This is a genomic window from Mycobacteriales bacterium (assembly GCA_036497565.1).
In the GTDB taxonomy this organism is placed as follows: Bacteria; Actinomycetota; Actinomycetes; order Mycobacteriales; family QHCD01; genus DASXJE01.
Genome location: DASXJE010000019.1, coordinates 1 through 18,668, shown reverse-complemented (window position 1 = coordinate 18,668; position 18,668 = coordinate 1). Strand labels below are relative to the sequence as shown.

The window sequence follows — 18,668 nt, the reverse complement described above, 5'->3', positions numbered from 1 at the left end:
TCGTCGCGCTATCCCTACGCGGAGGACGGCCGCATAGCGGTGCCGCCGACGGCCGATTGGAACGACCCTATGGTCAGCCTGAGCTTTGCTGCCGCAAGCACCGAGACGATCGGCGTTGCGACGGGTGTGCTGCTGCTCCCGGAGCACAACCCGGTCGTGTTGGCCAAGCAGGCGGCCACCCTCGATCAGTTGAGCGGCGGTCGGCTGACACTTGGCGTGGGTATCGGCTGGTCGCGGGAGGAGTTCGACGCGCTCGGCGTGCCATTCGCCCGGCGGGCGGCCCGAACCGCAGAGTACGTCGCAGCAATGCGCACCTTGTGGCGCGAGGACGTCGCCTCCTTCGACGGCGAGTTCGTCAAGTTCGAAGCCATCCGCGTGAACCCCAAACCTGTCGGCGACCGGCGAGTTCCCGTCATGCTGGGCGGCAACTCCGACCCGGCGCTCCGCCGGGTCGCCGCTTGGGGGGACGGCTGGTACGGATTCAACCTCGCCACCGTGTCCGACGTTGCCGAACGGCTGGCCTTCCTCGACGCGCAATGCCAGAGAATAGGACGCAAGACTGGGCAGCTGCGCCGCGCCGTCGCCATGAGCCAACCGCAGATCAGCGACCTCTCCGCGCTGGCGGATCTCGGTGTCGACGAACTGGTCATCGTGGACAGCCCGCCGGCCGACCCCCGGCTCGTCGCTGGGTGGGTGTCTGTCCTGGCTGAAAAGTGGGTGGCGGGCCTGAGTTAAACGTCATTGGCCCGTGCTGTGCCGTCCGTATTCGCAGTCCTAAACGAGGAAGCAACCCAACATCAAGGCTATGGGTGCAGCCTAGACGCCAACAGTAACTGAACGCTCCCGCGTCAAGTCCAAAATCACTCCCTAAGGGTGATTCCTTATTTCCGGCCTACGTGCGATGGTCATACGGCACTGTTGAAGAAGACGGGGGAAAACAGGTGAACCGCATATTGAGCGCAGCAGGCACCCGGCGCCCCGCCACCAGATGGGCGGCCGTCGCGAGCCTCAGCGCCATAGCACTGTCGCTCGCGGTCCCCAGTAGCGCCCAGGCGGTGAATCACTCAGCGTCCGCTAAACCCCTGGTGGGCGCGTCCCAAACGGTCGCGCACTGGGGCTCGCTCTCCGACGTTCCGGGCGTGATCAATAACCAGACCCTGACCCCGGCGCAGATGAAGCTGCCGGGTCCGGTGGCGGAGGTCGCGACCTCGAACTCGACGTATTACGCGCTGCTGGTCAACGGCACTGTGTATGCGTGGGGAATGGGCGACCACGGCCAGCTCGGCAACGGCACGACCAAGAATTCGTTCACCGTGCCAGTGCGAGTTCGCTTCCCGGCCGGGGTGAGGATCGCCTCGCTCCCCAATAACGTCATGCCCTATGACACCGGCCAGGCCGTCGACACCACGGGGCATGTCTGGGGCTGGGGCTACAACCGGGGCGGCGAGCTGTGCCTGGGCAATCGCCACCAGCATCGCGTCCCTGTCCAACTGCCGTTCACCCGGGTGACCGCCGTGGCCGGCGCGTTTGACCACGCGGTATACGAATCGGCCGGCCAGGTCTGGGCATGCGGTCTCGGCGAGCTCGGCGAGCTGGGCAACGGGACCTTCGGCACGAGCTTCGTGCCGGTCAAGGTGAAAGGTCTCGGCCCCTCCGCGCATGTCGTGGCGCTGGTGTCCGCGTTCGGGAACGCCGGCGCCCTGCTGGCCGATGGCAGGTACATGGACTGGGGCGTCAACGGCCTCGGGCAGCTCGGCATCAACTCGACGGCTAAGCGGTCCGACGTGCCGGTCGCGGTGCACCTGCCGGCCAAGGTGACACAGGTCACCCAAGGCGGCTCCGCGCCCGGCAACGGTCAGACGCTGGTCCTGCTCTTCAACGGCGCCATGTACGCCTGGGGCGCTGACAAAGCGGGACAGCTCGGAGACGGGAAGACGACGGCGGAGCGCGCGCCGGTACGGATCACCCCACCGTCCGGGGTCACTTATCATTTGCTTGCGTCCAACGGCTCCACCTCTTACGGCGTGACCCCTGCCGGGGAGGTGTACGCCTGGGGTGCCGGCTCGCAGGGGCAGATCGGCAACGGGACCAATGCGGGCAGCCTTACCCCGGTGAACGTCGCCTCCGGTGCCACTGGCATCTCCGGAACCGCCTTCGACGTGCTCATCTCCACTGGTCCGCATCCCCCATCCCGGGCCGTCGGCACGCTGACCCAGCTTCAGGGCTCCAGTGGGTGTCTGGTCGGCAGCACAAAGACCGGGTGCCAACTCGTCCGGGCGCTGCAGGGACCAGGGCCGCTGCTGGGCTCCCATGCCGTCGCTTTGAGCCCCCGTGGCGGCAACCTCTACGTCGCCTCCAGTCGCAGCCAGGCGGTCGCCGTGTTCCGCCGCAGCAAGTCGACCGGAAAGCTCACCCAGGCGCCCGGACCGGCTGGCTGTGTCGCCGCTCGCGGCGCCCAAGGCTGTAGGCCCGCGGTCGGGGTCGGCGGCCCGAACTCGGTGACCGTGAGCCCGGACGGTAAGAACGTCTACGCGACCTCGGCGCAGGGCGACTCGATCGCCATCTTCCGCCGCGACCCAATCACCGGCGGGCTGACCCAATTGACGGGGACCGCCGGCTGCATCGCGGAGACCGCAACACCGAGATGCGCAAGTGCCCGAGCGCTCAGTGGCCCGGACGTCGTCGCTGTCAGCCCCGACGGCAAGAACGTCTACGTCGGCGCGTTCTTCGGCGATGCCGCCCTGTCGTTTAGACGCAACGGGTCCACCGGCGCGCTCACCCAGCTGCCGGGCGCCAGCGGCTGCATCTCCACAGTCTCGGGTGCAGGCTGCGCCCACGGCCTTGCCATGAAAAATCCCGAGGGTCTGGCGGTCAGCGCCAATGGCAAGAACGTCTACGTCGCAGCCGCGGTCAGCGACGCGGTCGACGTCCTCACGCGCAACCCGGCGACCGGCGCGCTGACGCAGGCCACCGATGGCACCGGCTGTCTCACCAGCACACCGCAGGTCGGCTGCAGGAGCGCTCGGGCGCTGAGAGGATCGGACGCAGTGGCCATCAGCCCCGATGACCGCACCGTGTACATCGCCGGGGGGATATCAGCAGGCATCGCCATCCTCACTCGGAATTTGGGCACCGGCACGCTCACCCAGCAAGCCGGCTCCGCAGGCTGCGTGCTGAACTTCCCGGTGGCCGGTTGTGCGGTCGGTCGCCGACTGATCGATCCCGAGGGGCTCTCAGTCTCTCCCGACGGCGCCAGCGTCTATGCGACGACGTACCTGTCGAACGCGCTGGACGCGTTCAACCGCACCGCTAGCACCGGTGCCCTGATGCAGAGGACGGGCCTACGCGGGTGCTTCACCAGCGCAGCGACGCCGAACTGCACAACCGCACGCGGCGGGGTGCTAGGGGTCAGCTCCTCGGTGGTGAGCCCGGACGGCAATAACCTCTACGCGGTAGCGGCCTTGAGTAACAGCCTCACGGTGTTTCACCGTCGTACGACGAACTGACGGCCGCCGCCTGACCGCCCGATGAGACGCCGTGGTCCTCGACGTCGCCGACGAGGCGCAGCCCAGCACGTTCGGGCCTGATGTGGGGACCTGCGAATGCCGCCGGTGGGGTCTGCGCGGTCGACACCGCGATGGCCGACTCGTCGACCATGATGCCGAGTCCGGGGCGATCGCCGAGGATGATGCCGCCGTCATCAAAGGTCTGGTCGATGTCCAGGCCGAGCGGGGAAGTGAGGTCCTGCACCTCGAACGTCAGGTGGTTCGGCACGGCGACGGCGGCGTGCGCCAGCGGGTTGCCGTGGTGGCCAACCGGGCTCACCGGCAGGTCCCACGCATGCGCGACCGCCGCTACCCGCAGGAAGTGGGTGATGCCCCAGACGTTGCCCACCTGCACGATGTCGATGGCATCCGCATCGAGCAGCCGGCGGTACTGGTCCAGGCCGGTGAGGTTCTCGCCGGTCGCAACCCCCGCTCGGACCGCTTCCCGCACGGCACGCAAGCCGGCGGCGTCCCACCGCCGGACGGGTTCCTCGATCCAGGTCAGGTCGACGTGCTCTTCGAGTTCGCCGACGAAACGGATCGCCTGCGAGCGGTGCCACGACTCGTTGGCGTCGAACATCAGCGCCGGACGCGCGGCATTCCGGCCAAGGACATCTCGCATCGCCTGCAGTCGCCGAAGATCCCGATCCAGGTCGCGTCCGCCCTTCAGCTTCCCCGCGCCGAACCCCCGATCGGCGAAACGTTGATAGAGCGCGACCAGCGCATCGTCGTCGACGGCGATGTCCAGGCCGGAGGCGTAGCCGGGTACGAACCGGTCGCGCCCACCGAGAGTCCGCCAGAGGGGTTCGCCGGCCGCCTTGGCCTTCAGATCCCACAGCGCCATGTCGATCGCACCGATCGCGCCGAAGACCGCGCCGGAATGCCCTGTCTTGAAGACCCACGCGATCATCCGGTCATATAGCGCGCTCACAGCGCGCGGGTCCTCACCCTCGATCGCGCCGAACACCCGATCGATGTCGCCGTGCGCGCCGACCCCCACTCCCTCGAGCCCGATATCTGTCTCGAGGATGAGCACGTGAACGTCAGTCCGATCACCCGGCATGACGCCGTTGGCATCGCCGATCCGACGTCCCCAGTCGTGCGAGGTGACGAGGCTCCGATAGCCCGTGACCTTCATCAATGCTCCTTCTGCTGCGTACGTCCGTGTGAGTTTCGCCAGCTGACTCCGTCTCACTCGCCGTCAGGCGGATCCCAGCGAGCGACGTTCCGCAGCACCGCGATCTGAAGCGGCACTTGGCGATGAACAGTAGGTAAGGCGGTCCAGTGATACGGCTCTCACGGTGTTTCGGTGTTGGCGGCGGATTTCGACGGAGGTACCGACGGCGAGCTGTCGGATGATCCGCTGCTAGTTGGCGTCCCGTTCGTTGCCGAACCGTCGGGGCTTGCGATCTTCTTTTCCCCGCCGTTCTGAGCGCCGGCGATGTCGCCGATGATGGCGAGCGCCGTACCGGTGTCGTCCGCGGCGGCCTGTGCCTCGAGAGAGCCGGACGCGCTGCCACCTTTGGTCGGGGTGGCGCCGCGTTCGTCCAGCGAGCGGCCTTCGTTGATCTTCGCGCCTTGCACGCTGGCCGTGCCCTTGCCGCCGCCCGCGAGCCCGCCGGTGACCAGCCCGGCGGCGATCTTGGCCATCTCGATGTCCTTTTGAGCGGCCATCGCCGCGTTTGCGACTCCCTGTTGGCCGGCAGCGGTCGCACCCTGTCCGGCGCCGGTGATCGCGGCGAGCGCCAAGGCCTGCGCCGTCGCGGACCCACTCATGTCGCGGAACATCGCGCCGCTGGCCAACGCGCCGAGAGTGCTCGATAGGCCGGCGGGGTCGGGCAGCGCCGCCGGGTTGTTGAACGCAACGATCGGGGCTGCTAGCCCGGACGGTGTCGTATTGTCCTGCTGCGCCCGCGACCCCGCCTGCACGGCGGCGATATCCGGGGCCTGCAGCGGCACCGGCGAGTCCTGCCAGTTCCAGAACCGGGTGATGTCTAGCTTCTCCGCGCAGTTCGCACGCCCCAGCACCGCTTCGGCGAATACGCCACCGCTGGGCAGTGGGACGAAGTCCTCCACCGTCGTCTGGTAGTCCGCGTGCTTACCGATCCACTCCATCCAGGCCTGGTCGGCGCCCACCCCCGTGGGCTGCGCGGTGCCGTCGAGCAGGTCCCGCGCCTCCCATGGCATACGGAAGATCAGGTAGTTGCCGGTGACCCCTACCGGTGCCGGGTCAATGACCTGGGCGAGCGGCTGCCCGGCGTAGGTGTACGGCGCCAGCAGCAGTGCGACCGTCGCCGAGTCCATTGCACGCCACACGACCTGGCTGTAGTGCAGCTGATCTTGCGCCAAAAGCATCTTCAGCGTCTGCATCGGGTCGCCGCGTCGCAGTGTCAAAACCTGCTCGCCCTGGCCGGCGCCGGCACCGTAGGCCACGACCGGCACGTCGACCTGCAGCGGAGCACCGCGGTAGGCGAGCACGAGGGTGACGAATCCGGTCTGCTGGACACCGTCGGTATCCAGGGTCAGCGAAACGACGTCGCCAAGCGGGACCGGGAGGAACCCATCCGCCTCGAACGGCTGCCCCGCGTTGCCGACATTCGGCTCGACGTTCATGTAGGTGGTGTTCTCAGGCGAACCCTCGGGAAAGTACAGGCCGGCGCGCTTGCATGGGAAGCTCGCCCGGATCTTCTGTAGGGTCGCCCCCTCGGGTACTTCGATCACGCTGCCGTCGACGGTGTTGAGGGCGCGGACGACGGACTGGCTGGTGTCGTTCCCCGCAGCCGGCTGCCCCGATCCGGTGTCGTCGGTCGGAGCCGGAGGGACGAGCCGTTGGACCGTCGGACGGATCTCGACAGTCGTCGACTGCGGAGTCTGGGCGTCGAGCAGGGTCCGCGTCTGCGGGTCGAGCGCGGCGGCTTGCAGCGCATTGCGGTAGCGGCGTACGACGATGTCCCCGGGGGCCTCGACGCCGGTCGCCGTGGTGGCGAGGAAGTCGATCGGCTTCATGGGCACGAACAGGCAGGGCTCGAAACGGTGCAGGCCGACCCTGGTCCGGTAGATCTGCACGACCTCGTAGTACTGGACGGTCAGCGCGTGCATGTGGTTGAAGTTGCCGACCACCCGGGTGCTGATGTTCTCATGCTCGGCCTGGGACAGTTCGCGCACAACCGAGGCGTACATGTTCCGGGCGGAGCTGGCCGCCTGATCCGTGCTGTCTGCGACGTTCTGGGTCATCGACGCCGCAATGCTGCGCACCCCCGACGAGCCGGTCACGATGCTGGAGTCCGCGGCGGTGTTGGCCGTGCTACCGCTGCCGCCGATGGTGAGACCGCCCGCGCTGAAGCCGCCCCCACCACCACCCTGAGTCTGCTGGCCGTGCGAGGCGGTTTGCGAAAAGCCGTTCTGCGCCTCGGCGGCAACGGCGTTCTGCACCTCACTCATCGCCCGCTTCTGCGTCGTATCGGCCATCAACGCCTCGGTCTGACCGCCCGTGTCCAGCTGGGTGCCGGTCTGCTGCCGCGACCAGTCGATCATCGCGACCCGGGTGCTCTCGCCCGGGGCGAGCGCGAGGCTGTGCAACAGCTGACCAAGCGCGACGCCTTGCGAGTACCAGGACTGCGCGAAGGTGAGCCGCGCGCCCCGGACCGGGCGGCTGAACCCCGAACCGCTGAGCGCAGTGACGGGATCGAGAGGCCCCGCGTCCTCCAGCGCACTTCGCGTTCCGCCCGTCGGATCGTCGAGGTCGGCGAGGACGAACGACGAGTAGTAGGCGCGCTCGAGCGGGTAGCGTCCACTGCCCGGAAGGAGGTCACCCGGAGTTCCGTCCGCATCGGCCGGGGCCGCGCCGACCGACTCGGCGAGAATCGACCGGGCCGCCGCATACGGCGGCCACAGCGCAAGGTCACGGATCGAGCGCACGTCGAGCGACTCACTCACCGCGCCGTTACTGCCCGCTCCGGCCACCAGACGAAGCGTCCCGACCGACTGATCCGGAGCGGCCTCGATCGGCCCACCCGGAGGCGCCGCGAACAGGTCACCGGGAAGCGCGCCGCTGCGACCATCACCGTCGGTGGCCACCCGCAGCACGGTGGCGGCGGCTCCGAACGTCGACGAGCCAGCGAGATCGAAGACCGTGGCGATGCCCAACGTGTTCAACGCATGGGCCGCGTCCGGCCCAACCCCGAGCAAAACGACGGGCGAGGACCGCAAGACCTCGTCCAGCTCCATGCCCATGGCGTCGCTGCGCAGAAAGTCCTGGTAGCCCATAACAATCCCCCAAACTCGTGGCCGCCGACCAAAGCCGAGCGGGAACGCAAGCCAGCCGAGCGACTCCATGGCAGCCGAGTCACGATGAGCATGGCAGCCGTCGGCAAAACGGTCCAGCAACCTCCTGAATCCACCTCAGATGTCGAGACCAGCCGAAACGCTTGACGCAGCGCTCAGCGTGGGCCCGGGAAGGTGAACCGCGTGCAGTCCTGCGGGAACGCGAACCACGCCAGGGCGCGCTTCGGAACAATGACCCGTAGCCCGCCGCCCTGATCGCCGGCCCACGAATCCGGTCCCGGCGCGTATCCCGGGTGGTACTTCTCGAACGCCGTCGCCAGCCGGGCACCCAGCTCGTCCGGGTCGGCACGCGTCGCCACGGAGTTGCCGTCGACGATGACGACTTCCGTGCCGCTCTCCAGGGTGAGCGTGCAGGCGGTGTTGTGGGCAAGGTTGCGTACGTGACGCGTCGTCGGCGCGCCGTCGTAATAGAACCTGCCGTCCAGCCAGACTCCCCAGCGCGGCACCGAGTGCGGGGTCCCGTCTGGGCGGACCGTGGCCAGCCAGTAGTGCTTGGAGGCGCGCAGACGTTCCTCAACCTGCTCCCAGTCCAGCATGCCGTCGGTGGTGGGCGGCAGTCCGTAGCCGTCGGGCATGGTCGGACGGGCACGGCCGGGGCGCGGTGCTATGGGCATGCGAAGGACACTAGCGCCCACGTCCGACACCGCTAGCCAACCGCGTCGCAACCGGACCGATCACCGGGCACGACGGCGCCGCGCGCAGCCCGGTCGGGGCAAGAGGTCCATCGCCCTGGGCGACTTGTCGCCTTCGACCTGCGGGGCCCAACCGCCGCGTGGCATTTCGACCTGCGGGGAGCAGGTGGCGGCTACGCCCGACTGCGAGGCTGACGCCATCGTTCCGAATGGAGGACATCCCGATGGCCCTGATGCGCTTCGATCCCTTCCGAGAACTCGACCGGCTGACCGAGAGGGTGGCGGGAGAACGTCCGCTCCGCACGATGCCGATGGAGGCCTTCCGCCGCGGCGAGGAGTTCTACGTCGTGCTGGATGCCCCGGGCGTGGCACCCGACGACATCGACGTCACTGTGGAGCGAAACGTCGTCACCATCAATGCACGGCGGCAGCCGGTCCGTCAGGACGGCGACGAGGTGCTCATTGACGAGCGTCCACACGGCGACTTCACCAGGCAACTGTTCCTGGGAGACAACCTCGACACCAGCAAGGTCGGGGCGAACGTCGAGCTCGGCGTCCTGACCCTGACCATCCCGGTAGCCAAGAGCAGCAAGCCGCGGCGAGTTCAGATCGGGCCATCGTCCGAACGCCAGCCGGTTGAGACCAGTCAAAAGGCAACGGCAAACGCCCAGGCTTAGGAGTCGGCGATGACCGAGCAGACCACGGAAACAGCATCTGCCGGCACGGCCACATCTACCCCCCAGGCCGACAACCAGCAACCACTACGCCGGACCGTCGCGTCGTTCATCCGTTACGTGGACGCCGAAGCCGCCGTTGAATACCTGGCTGAACAGCAGTTCCCGATCGACCGGGTAGCGATCGTGGGAGAGGACGTCCGGATGATCGAGCAGATCGTCGGGCGCGTGAACTACTGGCGTGCGGCGATGCACGGCGCCGGGTCGGGCGCGGTCCCCGGCGTCCTCATCGGCTGGCTATTCGGCGTGTTCGACTGGTTCCATCCGGTAATCGCCAGTGTCGCGCTCGCTCTGTACGGGTTGCTCTTCGGCGCGGTGATCGGGGCGCTGCTCGGCGTCTTCTTCCACGCGCTGCAGCACGGACGGCGGGACTTCGTCGCCGTACAGGCGATATTGCCCAGCCGGTACGAGCTGATGGTCGGCGACGAAGTGGCTGATGAGGCAGCACGGCTGCTCCAGGAACGCGATCCTGGCCGCCGTGTCCGGGCCTGAACAGCACCGAACTGAGGACTTTTGGGTATCTCGAAGGAGTAACTCATGGCGAAGGCAGTCGGCATCGACCTGGGCACTACCAACTCGGTGATCGCGGTCTGGGAAGGCGGGGAGCCCAGGGTGATCCCCAACGTCGAGGGCGCAAGAACCACCCCCTCGGTGGCGGCCTTCACCGACAGTGGTGAACGGATGGTGGGCCAGTTGGCCCGCCGTCAAGCGATCTTGAACCCGAAGGGCACGATCTACTCGGCCAAGCGCTTCATCGGCCGGCACTTCGACGAGGTGCAGGACGAGGCCAAGGCGGTGACCTTCGACGTGGTCCCGGACGAGCATGGCAACGCGCGCTTCGAGGTCCGCGGAAAGAAGTATGCACCGGAAGAGATCAGCGCGCTCGTGCTGCGGAAGGTCGCCGAGGACGCATCAAAGAACCTCGGCGAGCGGGTTACCGAAGCAGTCATCACCGTGCCTGCGTACTTCAACGATGCTCAGCGGACCGCCACCAAGGACGCCGGCCGAATCGCCGGCCTCGAGGTGCTACGCATCATCAACGAGCCCACCGCGGCGGCGCTCGCCTACGGGCTCGACAAGCGCGAGCACGAAACCGTGCTTGTCTTCGACCTCGGTGGTGGGACGTTCGACGTCAGCGTTCTCGATGTGGGCGACGGTGTCGTGGAGGTGCGCGCGACCTCCGGCGACACCCACCTCGGTGGCGACGACTTCGACCGTCGACTCGTCGACTACCTCGCCGACGAGTTCAAGAAAGACAACGGGATCGACCTGCGCAACGACCCGCAGGCATTGCAGCGGCTGTTCGAGGCAGCGGAGAAGGCCAAGGTCGAACTCAGCTCGGTGAGCCAGACTCAGGTGAGCCTGCCGTTCATTACGGCCGGTGCGGACGGCCCGAAGCATCTGTCCATGACGATCATGCGATCCACCTTCGAACAGATCACGGCAGACCTGGTGGAGCGGTGTCTCGGCCCGGTCAAGCAGGCGATGTCCGACGCCAGGGTGACCGCGGACGACATCGACGAGGTGATCCTCGTCGGCGGGTCCACCCGGATGCCGACTGTGCAGGCACTGGTACGCCGGATGACCGGCGGCAAAGAGCCGAACATGTCGGTCAACCCGGACGAGGTCGTAGCGCTGGGAGCAGCCATTCAGGCCGGCGTGCTCAAGGGCGAGGTGCAGGATGTGCTCCTGCTGGACGTGACCCCGCTGTCTCTGGGTGTGGAGACGCAGGGTGGCGTGATGACGAAGATCATCGAGCGCAACACCACCATTCCGGTTCGCCGTACCGAGGTGTTCTCCACCGCGGAGGACAACCAAGGCGCCGTCGACATCGTCGTGTTGCAGGGTGAGCGAGAACTTGCCAAGGACAACCGGGCCCTGGGCCGGTTCAGGCTGGAGAACATCCGGCCCGCGCCGCGCGGGGAGCCGCAGATCGAGGTCACGTTCGACGTCGATGCCAACGGGATCCTCAATGTCACTGCGCGGGACAAGACCACCGGAGCCGAACAAGGCATCACGATCAGCGAGAGTTCCAACCTCGACCGCAGCGACGTCGAGAGCATGGTGTCCGAAGCCGAGCGGCACCGGGCGGAGGACCAGGCAACACGGCAAGCCGTGGACGCGCGCAACGAGTTGGACTCGGCCGCCTACCAGGTCGAACGCCAGTTGAACGAGCTCGGCGACTCCGCTGCGCCGCACGAGCGGGCTCGCGCAGAGATGCTTATCGCCGACGCGCGGGAAGCGATCAAGCAGCAAGCGTCGCTGGAACGGGTCCGGTCACTGACGTCCGAACTGCAGCAGGCCCACTCGGGGCTCATGGCTGCTCGGTCCGGTGGTGGCAACGGTGCTGGACCGGACGGGTCGGGGCCCGCCGGAACGGAGCAGTCCGCGAACGCGCAGACCGGTAGCGACGATGACGTCATCGACGCCGACTTTGACCGTACGTAGGCGGACCGATGTCCACTCGCGAGGAGGGCGAGAACGCCGAGGCAGTCGTGCGAACCGTCCCGGCTGAGACGGACTCGGCACCGTCGACGCCCGGAGAAGAACAGTCGGAGGAGGCCCAGGCCGTCGCCATAGTCGGCGAGCTGGAGGACCGATGGCGCCGAGCGGTGGCCGACCTGGATAACCTCCGCAAGCGGTACGCCCGGGATCTCGAACGGGAACGGGCGGCCGAGCGTAGCCGGGTGGCTGCAGCCTGGCTCCCAGTGGTCGACAACCTCGAGTTGGCGCTCGCGCATGCCGGAGGTGGGTCGGATCCCATCGTCGCGGGTGTGCGCGCCGTCCGTGACCAGGCGGTTGAGGTCCTCGCGCGCCTGGGCTTTCCCCGGCACGACGAGATCGGGCTGCCCTTCGACCCGACGAGGCACGAGGTGGTGGCCGTCGTCGAGGACCCCGACGCCGAGCCGGGAACCGTCGTACAGGTCGTGCGTCCTGGCTACGGCGACGGCGAGAATCAACTCCGTCCCGCCGCCGTGACCGTCAGCCGGCGGCAGGGTGGCTGACCGGTGGACCGGGACTACTACCAGGTGCTCGGCGTACCCCGCGACGCGAGCACGGAAAACATCCAGCAGGCCTACCGGCAGCTTGCCCGCAAGAACCATCCCGACGTGAACAACGACCCGGCGGCGGAGGACCGGTTCAAGGAGATCAACGAGGCCTACCACGTGCTCGCCGATCCGAAGACCCGGGCACGTTACGACCGGTTCGGCGCGGACTTCCGGCAGATCCCGGAGGACTTCGACCCGCAGGCCGCGACGCAGGGATTCGGTCGCGGCAGCCCCGGCCGCTCGCAGCGTGCCGGGGGCCGCAGTCGCGGCCCTCGAGCGGGCGCCAGCCGTGGTACCCGAACCGGTGGCGGCCGGGTCTACACCTCGGACTTCGGTGGATCGGACTTCGGAGACTTCGACGAGATCGACATCGACGACCTGTTCGGCGGCATGTTCGGTGCGCGCGGCGCGACCGGCCCGATCCCCGGAGCCGACCATGAGGCCGAGCTCGACCTCACCGTCGAAGAGGCCTACCGGGGTGGTCGGCGCAGCATCACCCTGAGCGGCCCCGGCGGGCCGCACAACTACCAGGTCACCGTCCCTGCGGGCGTCACCGATGGCCAACGAATCCGGCTCGCCGGCCAGGGCGGCGGGGGAAGCGGCAACGGTCCTGCCGGCGACCTGTATCTCGTGGTGAGGATTGCTCCGCACCCGCGCTACCGGCTTGCCAAGCGGGACATCTACGTCGACCTCCCGGTGACTCCTTGGGAGGGCGCACTCGGTGCGACGGTCCCGCTGACGACTCCGGGTGGCGAGACCAAGGTCAAGGTGCCTCCGGGGTCGTCGAGCGGACGACGGCTGCGGCTGCAGGCCGAAGGGATGCCCAACCCCAGGGGAAAACCGGGCGATCTGTATGCCGAGGTCAAGATCATGGTCCCGCCCAAACTCACCGCACAGGAGAAGCGTCTATTCGAAAAGCTCGCCGCCGAGTCGACCTTTGATCCGAGGAGATCCAGATGACCGCTCCCCTGCGACGCGGCCTGGCGAAGACGATCCGGAGCTATCCGCTAGTCCGGCCCGCTCGGCTCAGCATCGAAACGCTGACCCGCCGGACTGGATTGCACCCGGACTTGATTCATCGGTACGTCGCGCTCGGACTGTTGGATGTCGCACGAGATTCCGCCGGCGACGTGTGGTTCACCCAGGACGCACCCGCCACGATCGCCCGCATCCAGCGGCTGCGGGCCGGCCTGTCGCTGAACTACGCGTCGATCGGCCTGGTGCTCGACCTCTTGGACCGCATCACCCAGCTCGAGCTCGCGCTTCGGAGCAGTGGATCCACCAATCCGTCGGCCGCAAGGAGTGATCGGCAATGGACATGAACCGGCTGACCCAGAAGTCGCAGGAAGCGTTGCAGTCCGCGCAGAGCGAGGCGGCGCGACTGAGCCACACCGAGGTGGACGGCGAGCACCTGTTACTCGCGCTGCTCGACCAAGCCGACGGGCTCACGCCACGGTTGCTCGAACAGGTAGGCGCCAACGTCGAAGCGCTGCGGGCGGAGATCGAGGCGGAACTGGCTCGTCGACCGAAGGTGAGCGGCCCGGGGGCGCAACCGGGACAGGTGTATGTCACCCAACGGCTCGCGCGCCTGCTTGACGCTGCCGAACGTGAGGCCAAACGGATCAAGGATGACTACGTCTCTGTCGAGCACCTGGCGTTGGCGCTGATCGAAGAGGGGACGGCCACCGCCGCCGGGCGGATGCTCCAGGAGCACGGTGTGACCAGGGAGTCGTTCTTGGATGCATTGACGCGGGTACGGGGCAACCAGCGGGTCACCTCGGCCAGCCCGGAGGGGGCGTATGAGGCGTTGGAGAAGTACGGTCGCGATCTCGTCGCGGAGGCCCGCGCGGGCAGCTTGGACCCGGTCATCGGTCGAGACGCCGAGATTCGTCGGGTCGTGCAGATCCTCAGCCGCAAGACGAAGAACAATCCAGTCCTGATCGGTGATCCGGGTGTTGGGAAGACCGCCATAGTCGAGGGCCTGGCCCAGCGGATATTGCGTGGTGACGTTCCGGAGGGCCTGCGGGACCGGACGATCTTCTCCCTCGACATGGGGGCGCTCGTTGCCGGAGCGAAATACCGCGGCGAGTTCGAAGAGCGGCTCAAGGCCGTGCTGAATGAGGTGAAGGCTGCGGAAGGGCGCATCCTGCTGTTCATCGACGAACTGCACACGGTCGTAGGAGCGGGCGCCGCCGAAGGGGCGATGGACGCGGGCAACATGCTCAAGCCGATGTTGGCCCGGGGCGAGCTCCACATGATCGGTGCCACCACCCTCACGGAGTACCGCAAGCGCATCGAGTCCGACGCAGCATTGGAACGTCGGTTCCAGACCGTGATGGTCGACGAGCCGAGCGTGGAGGACACCATCTCCATTCTCCGTGGGCTGCGGGAGCGGCTGGAAGTATTCCACGGGGTTCAGATCCAGGACAGCGCCATGGTGGCCGCGGCGGTTCTGAGTCATCGGTACATCACCGATCGGTTCCTGCCGGACAAGGCGATTGATTTGGTTGACGAGGGATGCGCCCGGCTGCGTACCGAAATCGACTCGATGCCGGCCGAATTGGACGAGATCACCCGGCGAGTGACCAGGCTCGAGATCGAGGAAGCCGCACTGGAGAAGGAGACCGACCCGGCGAGCCAGGCCCGCCTCGACCAGCTTCGCAAGGAGCTCGCGGACCTGCGCGCGGTCGCCGACGCAACGCACGCCCAATGGGAGGCCGAGCGGCAGTCGATCCGGCGGGTTCAGGAGCTGCGGGCCGAATTGGAGCAGGTACGGCGCGATGCCGAGGAGGCCGAGCGCAACTACGACCTCAACCGGGCCGCCGAGCTCCGCTACGGACGGCTCGCCGAGCTGGATCGCCGGCTGGCCGCCGAGGTGGAGCAGCTCTCCGCGAAGCAGGGAACGGACAGGCTGCTGCCCGAAGTGGTCACCGAGGAAGAGATCGCCGAGATCGTAGCGGCCTGGACCGGAATTCCCGTGGCACGCCTGCAAGAAGGCGAGCGGGAGAAGCTGCTGCGTCTCGACGAGCTCCTCCGCGAACGGGTGATCGGTCAGGACGAGGCAGTGCAACTCGTCACGGACGCGATCATCCGGGCCCGCTCAGGGATCCGCGACCCGCGTCGGCCGATCGGCTCATTCATTTTCCTCGGCCCGACCGGAGTTGGAAAGACGGAGCTCGCGAAGACCCTCGCCGCGGCTCTCTTCGACACCGACGAGAGCATGGTCCGGCTGGACATGAGCGAGTACCAGGAGCGGCACACGGTGAGCCGCCTGGTCGGCGCCCCTCCTGGCTACGTCGGCTACGAGGAGGGCGGCCAGCTCACCGAGGCGGTGCGGCGCAAGCCCTACTCGGTAGTCTTGTTCGACGAGATTGAGAAGGCGCATGCGGACGTCTTCAACACCCTGCTCCAAGTGTTGGACGACGGAAGGATCACCGACTCCCAGGGGCGCACGGTGAATTTTCGCAACGCCGTGATCATCATGACGTCCAACCTGGGTTCGGAGTATCTACTCGAGGGCGCCACTATCGAGGGTGAGATCAAGCCCGAGGTCCGCGACCTCGTGATGGCTGAATTGCGCCATAGTTTCCGGCCCGAGTTCCTGAACCGGGTCGATGACGTCGTGCTGTTCAAATCGCTGTCACTGACGCACATCGAGCGCATTGTCGATATGCAGTTCGACGAGCTGCGCAAGCGGCTGGCCGATCAACGAATCAACGTCGAGCTGACCGAGCACGCCCGCCGGCTCATCGCTGAACAGGGCTTTGATCCGGTCTACGGGGCGCGCCCGCTGCGCCGGTACATTTCGCACGAGGTGGAGACGCGGATCGGGCGGGCGCTACTCCGGGGCGACGTCCGGGATGGGATCACCATCCTGGTCGACGTACAAGGCGGCGAGATCGCGGTGACCTTTCCGAAGAACGACTCGACCGTAGGAGCATCCACCTGACCGTGCGGTTGTCCACTGTGGAGTGAGCATGGCGATGATGAAAACGACGGTGCGGTGTGAGAACTGCGGCCGCACGAACCGGATACCAGCAGCAGCCGATGGGCGCCCCAAATGCGGAAACTGTGGGGCACCACTGCCCTGGATTGTCGAGGCGGGAGACAGCGACTTCACCGACATCGTCGAGAGGTCACCGATGGTCGTCCTGGTCGACATGTGGGCGCCGTGGTGTGGTCCGTGCCGGACGGTGACGCCAGTCTTGGAGCTACTGGCTCGGGAGCATGCCGGCACCATCAAGCTCGTCAAGGTCAACGTCGACGACGCACCCGGCCTGTCGCAGCGGTTCTCGGTGCGCGCGGTACCAACCCTGATGGTGATGTATCGGGGCGAGGTCGCAGCCTCACAGCCGGGGGCGGCCCCAGCGCCCGCGCTGCGGGCGTGGCTCCAACAAGCGATGGCGGGGATATCGACGTCCCAACAGAGTTCGTGACCGGCGTTCGCTCAGCGAACGCGTGCACACAGGGAGGCCCGATGAGGCTACGACCCATGGTCCGGCAGATGCCCATGCGGCTTGCTGTCGGCGCATTCATACTCAACTCCGGTCTGTCGAAGGCATCGGCAGATGAGACGACCGCCCAAGAGCTGCACGGGTTCGCGACGACAACGTACCCGGTCATCGGGAAGCTGACGCCGCAGCGGTTCATCACATTGCTCTCGAGAGGCGAGCTCGCGGTTGGCGCCGCCCTGGTGGTCCCCTTCGTCCCTGCCTTGTTCGCGGGCGCGGCACTGACTGGCTTCGCGGGCAGCCTGCTCGGGCTCTACCTGCGAACACCTGGGATGCACGAGGCAGGAGGCCTGCGTCCCACGAAGGAGGGCATTCCGCTCGCCAAGGACGTCTGGCTGCTCGGCGTGGGACTGTCCCTGATCGCCGACGCGTTGAGCGACATGCGTGGTCGATCATGACCGAGGTCGGCGTCGACCCTCACCTGTCCATGGTTCGTCATGTGATACCGCGGACCCCCAACGGCTGCGAAGAGTGTCTGCAGATCGGTTCGCCCTGGGTGCATCTTCGCCTGTGTCTCACCTGCGGCCATGTAGGTTGCTGCGACTCATCGCCTTTGACACACGCGCGGACACACGCACACACGGTCCATCACCCGATCGTCCGATCCTTCGAACCCGGCGAGTACTGGCGCTGGTGCTACGTTGACGAAGACTTTGCCTGACCCGCGAGTCGCGGATACGTCTGCGACGGAGTCGGACTCGGCCCTTCCCGAGACCCCAGACACCGACGGTGGGTATCCGCGACTGAGCGATGGACAGATCGCCGCCCTCGCCGACCGTGGCGAGCGGCGCGCCACTCACCGGGGCGAGCGGCTGTTCCAAGAAGGGGAGAGATGTTCGGAATTCTTCGTCGTCCTGAGCGGGAGGGTGGTCATTCTGCAGGGGCACTGCGACGAGGAACACGTCCTCCGGGTGCATGGGCCAGGGCGCTTCCTCGGCGAGCTCGGGCTGCTCGAGGGACAGCCCGCCTTCTACAGCGCGGAGGTCCGCATACCGGGTGAGGTTCTGGTGCTTCCCCTCGAAGAGCTCCGCGGATTGGTGGGCAGGGACCCCGTGCTCAGTGATCTCATCCTGCGGGCATATCTGATCCGCCGGATGCAGCTCATCGGTCTCGGTGCAGGCTTCCAGATCATCGGCTCCTGCTACTCGCCGGACACCCACCGACTCCGCGAATTCGCTGCTCGCAACCGGTTGCCGCACCGCTGGATCGATCTGGAGAAGGACGATGAAGCGGAGGCTCTCCTGCGCAGGTTCGGGATCAACCCGGCCCAGACGCCGGTGGTGGTCTGGGCCGGGAAGACGGTTCTGCGCAATCCCAGCAACGCGGAGATGGCGCGGGTGATGGGCCTGCTGCATGCCGAGGTTCCCGAAGACGTCATTGACATCCTCATCGTCGGGGCCGGACCGGCTGGGCTTGCCGCGGCTGTCTACGGTGCGTCGGACGGGCTGGTGACGACCGCCGTGGATGGTACGGCGACCGGCGGGCAGGCCGGGACCTCGTCGCGTATCGAAAACTACCTGGGCTTTCCGGCCGGAGTAAGCGGCGCGGAACTGGCCGAGCGGGCCGCCTTGCAAGCGGACAAGTTCGGCGCGGTGATCACCGTGCCCTTCACTGCGACGTCGCTCGAGTCGCGAGACGGTTACTACGTCGTGAGCATCGACGACGGCACGACCCTCACGGCCCGGACGGTGCTGCTCGCGACCGGCGCGCACTACCGGCGTCTTGGCGTGCCAGGACTGGACCGGCTGGAGGGGACAAGTGTCTACTACGCCGCCACCATGCAGGAGGCTCAGTTGTGTCGCGCCGATCCGGTCGCGATCGTCGGTGGTGGGAACTCCGCGGGCCAGGCTGC

At 67.2% G+C, this 18,668-nt stretch carries 16 protein-coding genes; 13 read left to right on the top strand and 3 right to left on the bottom strand.

The window, feature by feature from the left end; all coding sequences use genetic code 11:
• Together VGH85_02175 and VGH85_02170 are read left to right on the top strand one after the other, a co-directional pair.
• The coding region (locus tag VGH85_02175; GenBank protein ID HEY2172596.1) for a TIGR03619 family F420-dependent LLM class oxidoreductase at window positions 1–735 on the top strand (735 nt) is incomplete at its 5' end.
• Window positions 736–953: 218 nt separating this feature from the next.
• Complete coding sequence (locus tag VGH85_02170; protein HEY2172595.1) at window positions 954–3,506, top strand: beta-propeller fold lactonase family protein; 2,553 nt, start codon at window positions 954–956, stop codon at window positions 3,504–3,506.
• Here the strand turns inward: VGH85_02170 and VGH85_02165 are convergent.
• From VGH85_02165 to VGH85_02155, 3 genes are all read right to left on the bottom strand, one after another.
• Window positions 3,475–4,683 (bottom strand): mandelate racemase/muconate lactonizing enzyme family protein, encoded by a 1,209-nt coding sequence (locus VGH85_02165; protein HEY2172594.1) that lies wholly within the window; start codon window positions 4,681–4,683, stop codon window positions 3,475–3,477. The two genes, VGH85_02170 and VGH85_02165, sit on opposite strands and share 32 nt — an antisense overlap.
• Before the next feature lie 158 nt (window positions 4,684–4,841).
• The gene (locus tag VGH85_02160) at window positions 4,842–7,811 is read right to left on the bottom strand and encodes a hypothetical protein (protein ID HEY2172593.1); all 2,970 of its coding nucleotides are present in this window, start codon (window positions 7,809–7,811) and stop codon (window positions 4,842–4,844) included.
• A gap of 173 nt (window positions 7,812–7,984) precedes the next feature.
• Entirely contained in the window at window positions 7,985–8,503 is a 519-nt protein-coding gene (locus VGH85_02155; protein ID HEY2172592.1) for a pyridoxamine 5'-phosphate oxidase family protein, read from the bottom strand.
• Window positions 8,504–8,745: 242 nt separating this feature from the next.
• On the opposite strand from VGH85_02155, the gene VGH85_02150 reads away from it, so the two are divergent.
• From VGH85_02150 to VGH85_02100, 11 genes are all read left to right on the top strand, one after another.
• Window positions 8,746–9,198: an Hsp20/alpha crystallin family protein gene (locus tag VGH85_02150; protein ID HEY2172591.1), complete on the top strand. Its 453-nt coding sequence runs from the start codon at window positions 8,746–8,748 to the stop codon at window positions 9,196–9,198.
• A gap of 9 nt (window positions 9,199–9,207) precedes the next feature.
• Window positions 9,208–9,747 carry a general stress protein gene (locus VGH85_02145; protein HEY2172590.1) on the top strand — a complete coding sequence of 180 codons (540 nt, stop codon included), beginning with the start codon at window positions 9,208–9,210 and terminating at the stop codon, window positions 9,745–9,747.
• Window positions 9,748–9,792: 45 nt separating this feature from the next.
• Window positions 9,793–11,703, top strand: a complete 1,911-nt coding sequence (gene dnaK / locus VGH85_02140) for a molecular chaperone DnaK (protein ID HEY2172589.1) — start codon at window positions 9,793–9,795, stop codon at window positions 11,701–11,703.
• 8 nt (window positions 11,704–11,711) lie between these two features.
• On the top strand, window positions 11,712–12,260 hold the full coding sequence (locus VGH85_02135) for a nucleotide exchange factor GrpE (GenBank protein HEY2172588.1): 549 nt from the start codon (window positions 11,712–11,714) through the stop codon (window positions 12,258–12,260).
• Window positions 12,261–12,263: 3 nt separating this feature from the next.
• Window positions 12,264–13,265: a DnaJ C-terminal domain-containing protein gene (locus VGH85_02130; GenBank protein HEY2172587.1), complete on the top strand. Its 1,002-nt coding sequence runs from the start codon at window positions 12,264–12,266 to the stop codon at window positions 13,263–13,265.
• The gene (locus VGH85_02125; GenBank protein ID HEY2172586.1) at window positions 13,262–13,627 is read left to right on the top strand and encodes a chaperone modulator CbpM; all 366 of its coding nucleotides are present in this window, start codon (window positions 13,262–13,264) and stop codon (window positions 13,625–13,627) included. Before VGH85_02130 ends, VGH85_02125 begins: the two co-directional genes overlap by 4 nt.
• A complete protein-coding gene (gene clpB / locus VGH85_02120; protein HEY2172585.1) occupies window positions 13,618–16,254 on the top strand; it encodes an ATP-dependent chaperone ClpB in 2,637 nt (878 codons plus the stop codon). The genes VGH85_02125 and clpB overlap by 10 nt, the downstream gene beginning before the upstream one ends.
• A gap of 28 nt (window positions 16,255–16,282) precedes the next feature.
• Complete coding sequence (gene trxA, locus VGH85_02115; protein ID HEY2172584.1) at window positions 16,283–16,741, top strand: thioredoxin; 459 nt, start codon at window positions 16,283–16,285, stop codon at window positions 16,739–16,741.
• A 41-nt stretch (window positions 16,742–16,782) separates the two neighbouring features.
• A complete protein-coding gene (locus VGH85_02110) occupies window positions 16,783–17,214 on the top strand; it encodes a hypothetical protein (protein ID HEY2172583.1) in 432 nt (143 codons plus the stop codon).
• Window positions 17,211–17,477, top strand: a complete 267-nt coding sequence (locus tag VGH85_02105) for a UBP-type zinc finger domain-containing protein (protein ID HEY2172582.1) — start codon at window positions 17,211–17,213, stop codon at window positions 17,475–17,477. Before VGH85_02110 ends, VGH85_02105 begins: the two co-directional genes overlap by 4 nt.
• Window positions 17,458–18,668, top strand: a 1,211-nt coding sequence (locus tag VGH85_02100) for a cyclic nucleotide-binding domain-containing protein (protein HEY2172581.1), incomplete at its 3' end; no start/stop codon positions are given. The genes VGH85_02105 and VGH85_02100, both read left to right, overlap by 20 nt.

What these genes read in the sequence shown, in the direction of transcription:
- VGH85_02105 (HEY2172582.1), top strand. Translation starts at nt 17,211, where the DNA reads ATGACCGAGGTCGGCGTCGACCCTCACCTGTCCATGGTTCGTCATGTG.
- VGH85_02155 (HEY2172592.1), bottom strand. Translation starts at nt 8,503, where the DNA reads ATGCCCATAGCACCGCGCCCCGGCCGTGCCCGTCCGACCATGCCCGAC.
- VGH85_02145 (HEY2172590.1), top strand. Translation starts at nt 9,208, where the DNA reads ATGACCGAGCAGACCACGGAAACAGCATCTGCCGGCACGGCCACATCT.
- VGH85_02150 (HEY2172591.1), top strand. Translation starts at nt 8,746, where the DNA reads ATGGCCCTGATGCGCTTCGATCCCTTCCGAGAACTCGACCGGCTGACC.
- clpB (HEY2172585.1), top strand. Translation starts at nt 13,618, where the DNA reads ATGGACATGAACCGGCTGACCCAGAAGTCGCAGGAAGCGTTGCAGTCC.
- VGH85_02165 (HEY2172594.1), bottom strand. Translation starts at nt 4,683, where the DNA reads ATGAAGGTCACGGGCTATCGGAGCCTCGTCACCTCGCACGACTGGGGA.
- trxA (HEY2172584.1), top strand. Translation starts at nt 16,283, where the DNA reads ATGGCGATGATGAAAACGACGGTGCGGTGTGAGAACTGCGGCCGCACG.
- VGH85_02135 (HEY2172588.1), top strand. Translation starts at nt 11,712, where the DNA reads ATGTCCACTCGCGAGGAGGGCGAGAACGCCGAGGCAGTCGTGCGAACC.
- dnaK (HEY2172589.1), top strand. Translation starts at nt 9,793, where the DNA reads ATGGCGAAGGCAGTCGGCATCGACCTGGGCACTACCAACTCGGTGATC.
- VGH85_02125 (HEY2172586.1), top strand. Translation starts at nt 13,262, where the DNA reads ATGACCGCTCCCCTGCGACGCGGCCTGGCGAAGACGATCCGGAGCTAT.
- VGH85_02110 (HEY2172583.1), top strand. Translation starts at nt 16,783, where the DNA reads ATGAGGCTACGACCCATGGTCCGGCAGATGCCCATGCGGCTTGCTGTC.
- VGH85_02160 (HEY2172593.1), bottom strand. Translation starts at nt 7,811, where the DNA reads ATGGGCTACCAGGACTTTCTGCGCAGCGACGCCATGGGCATGGAGCTG.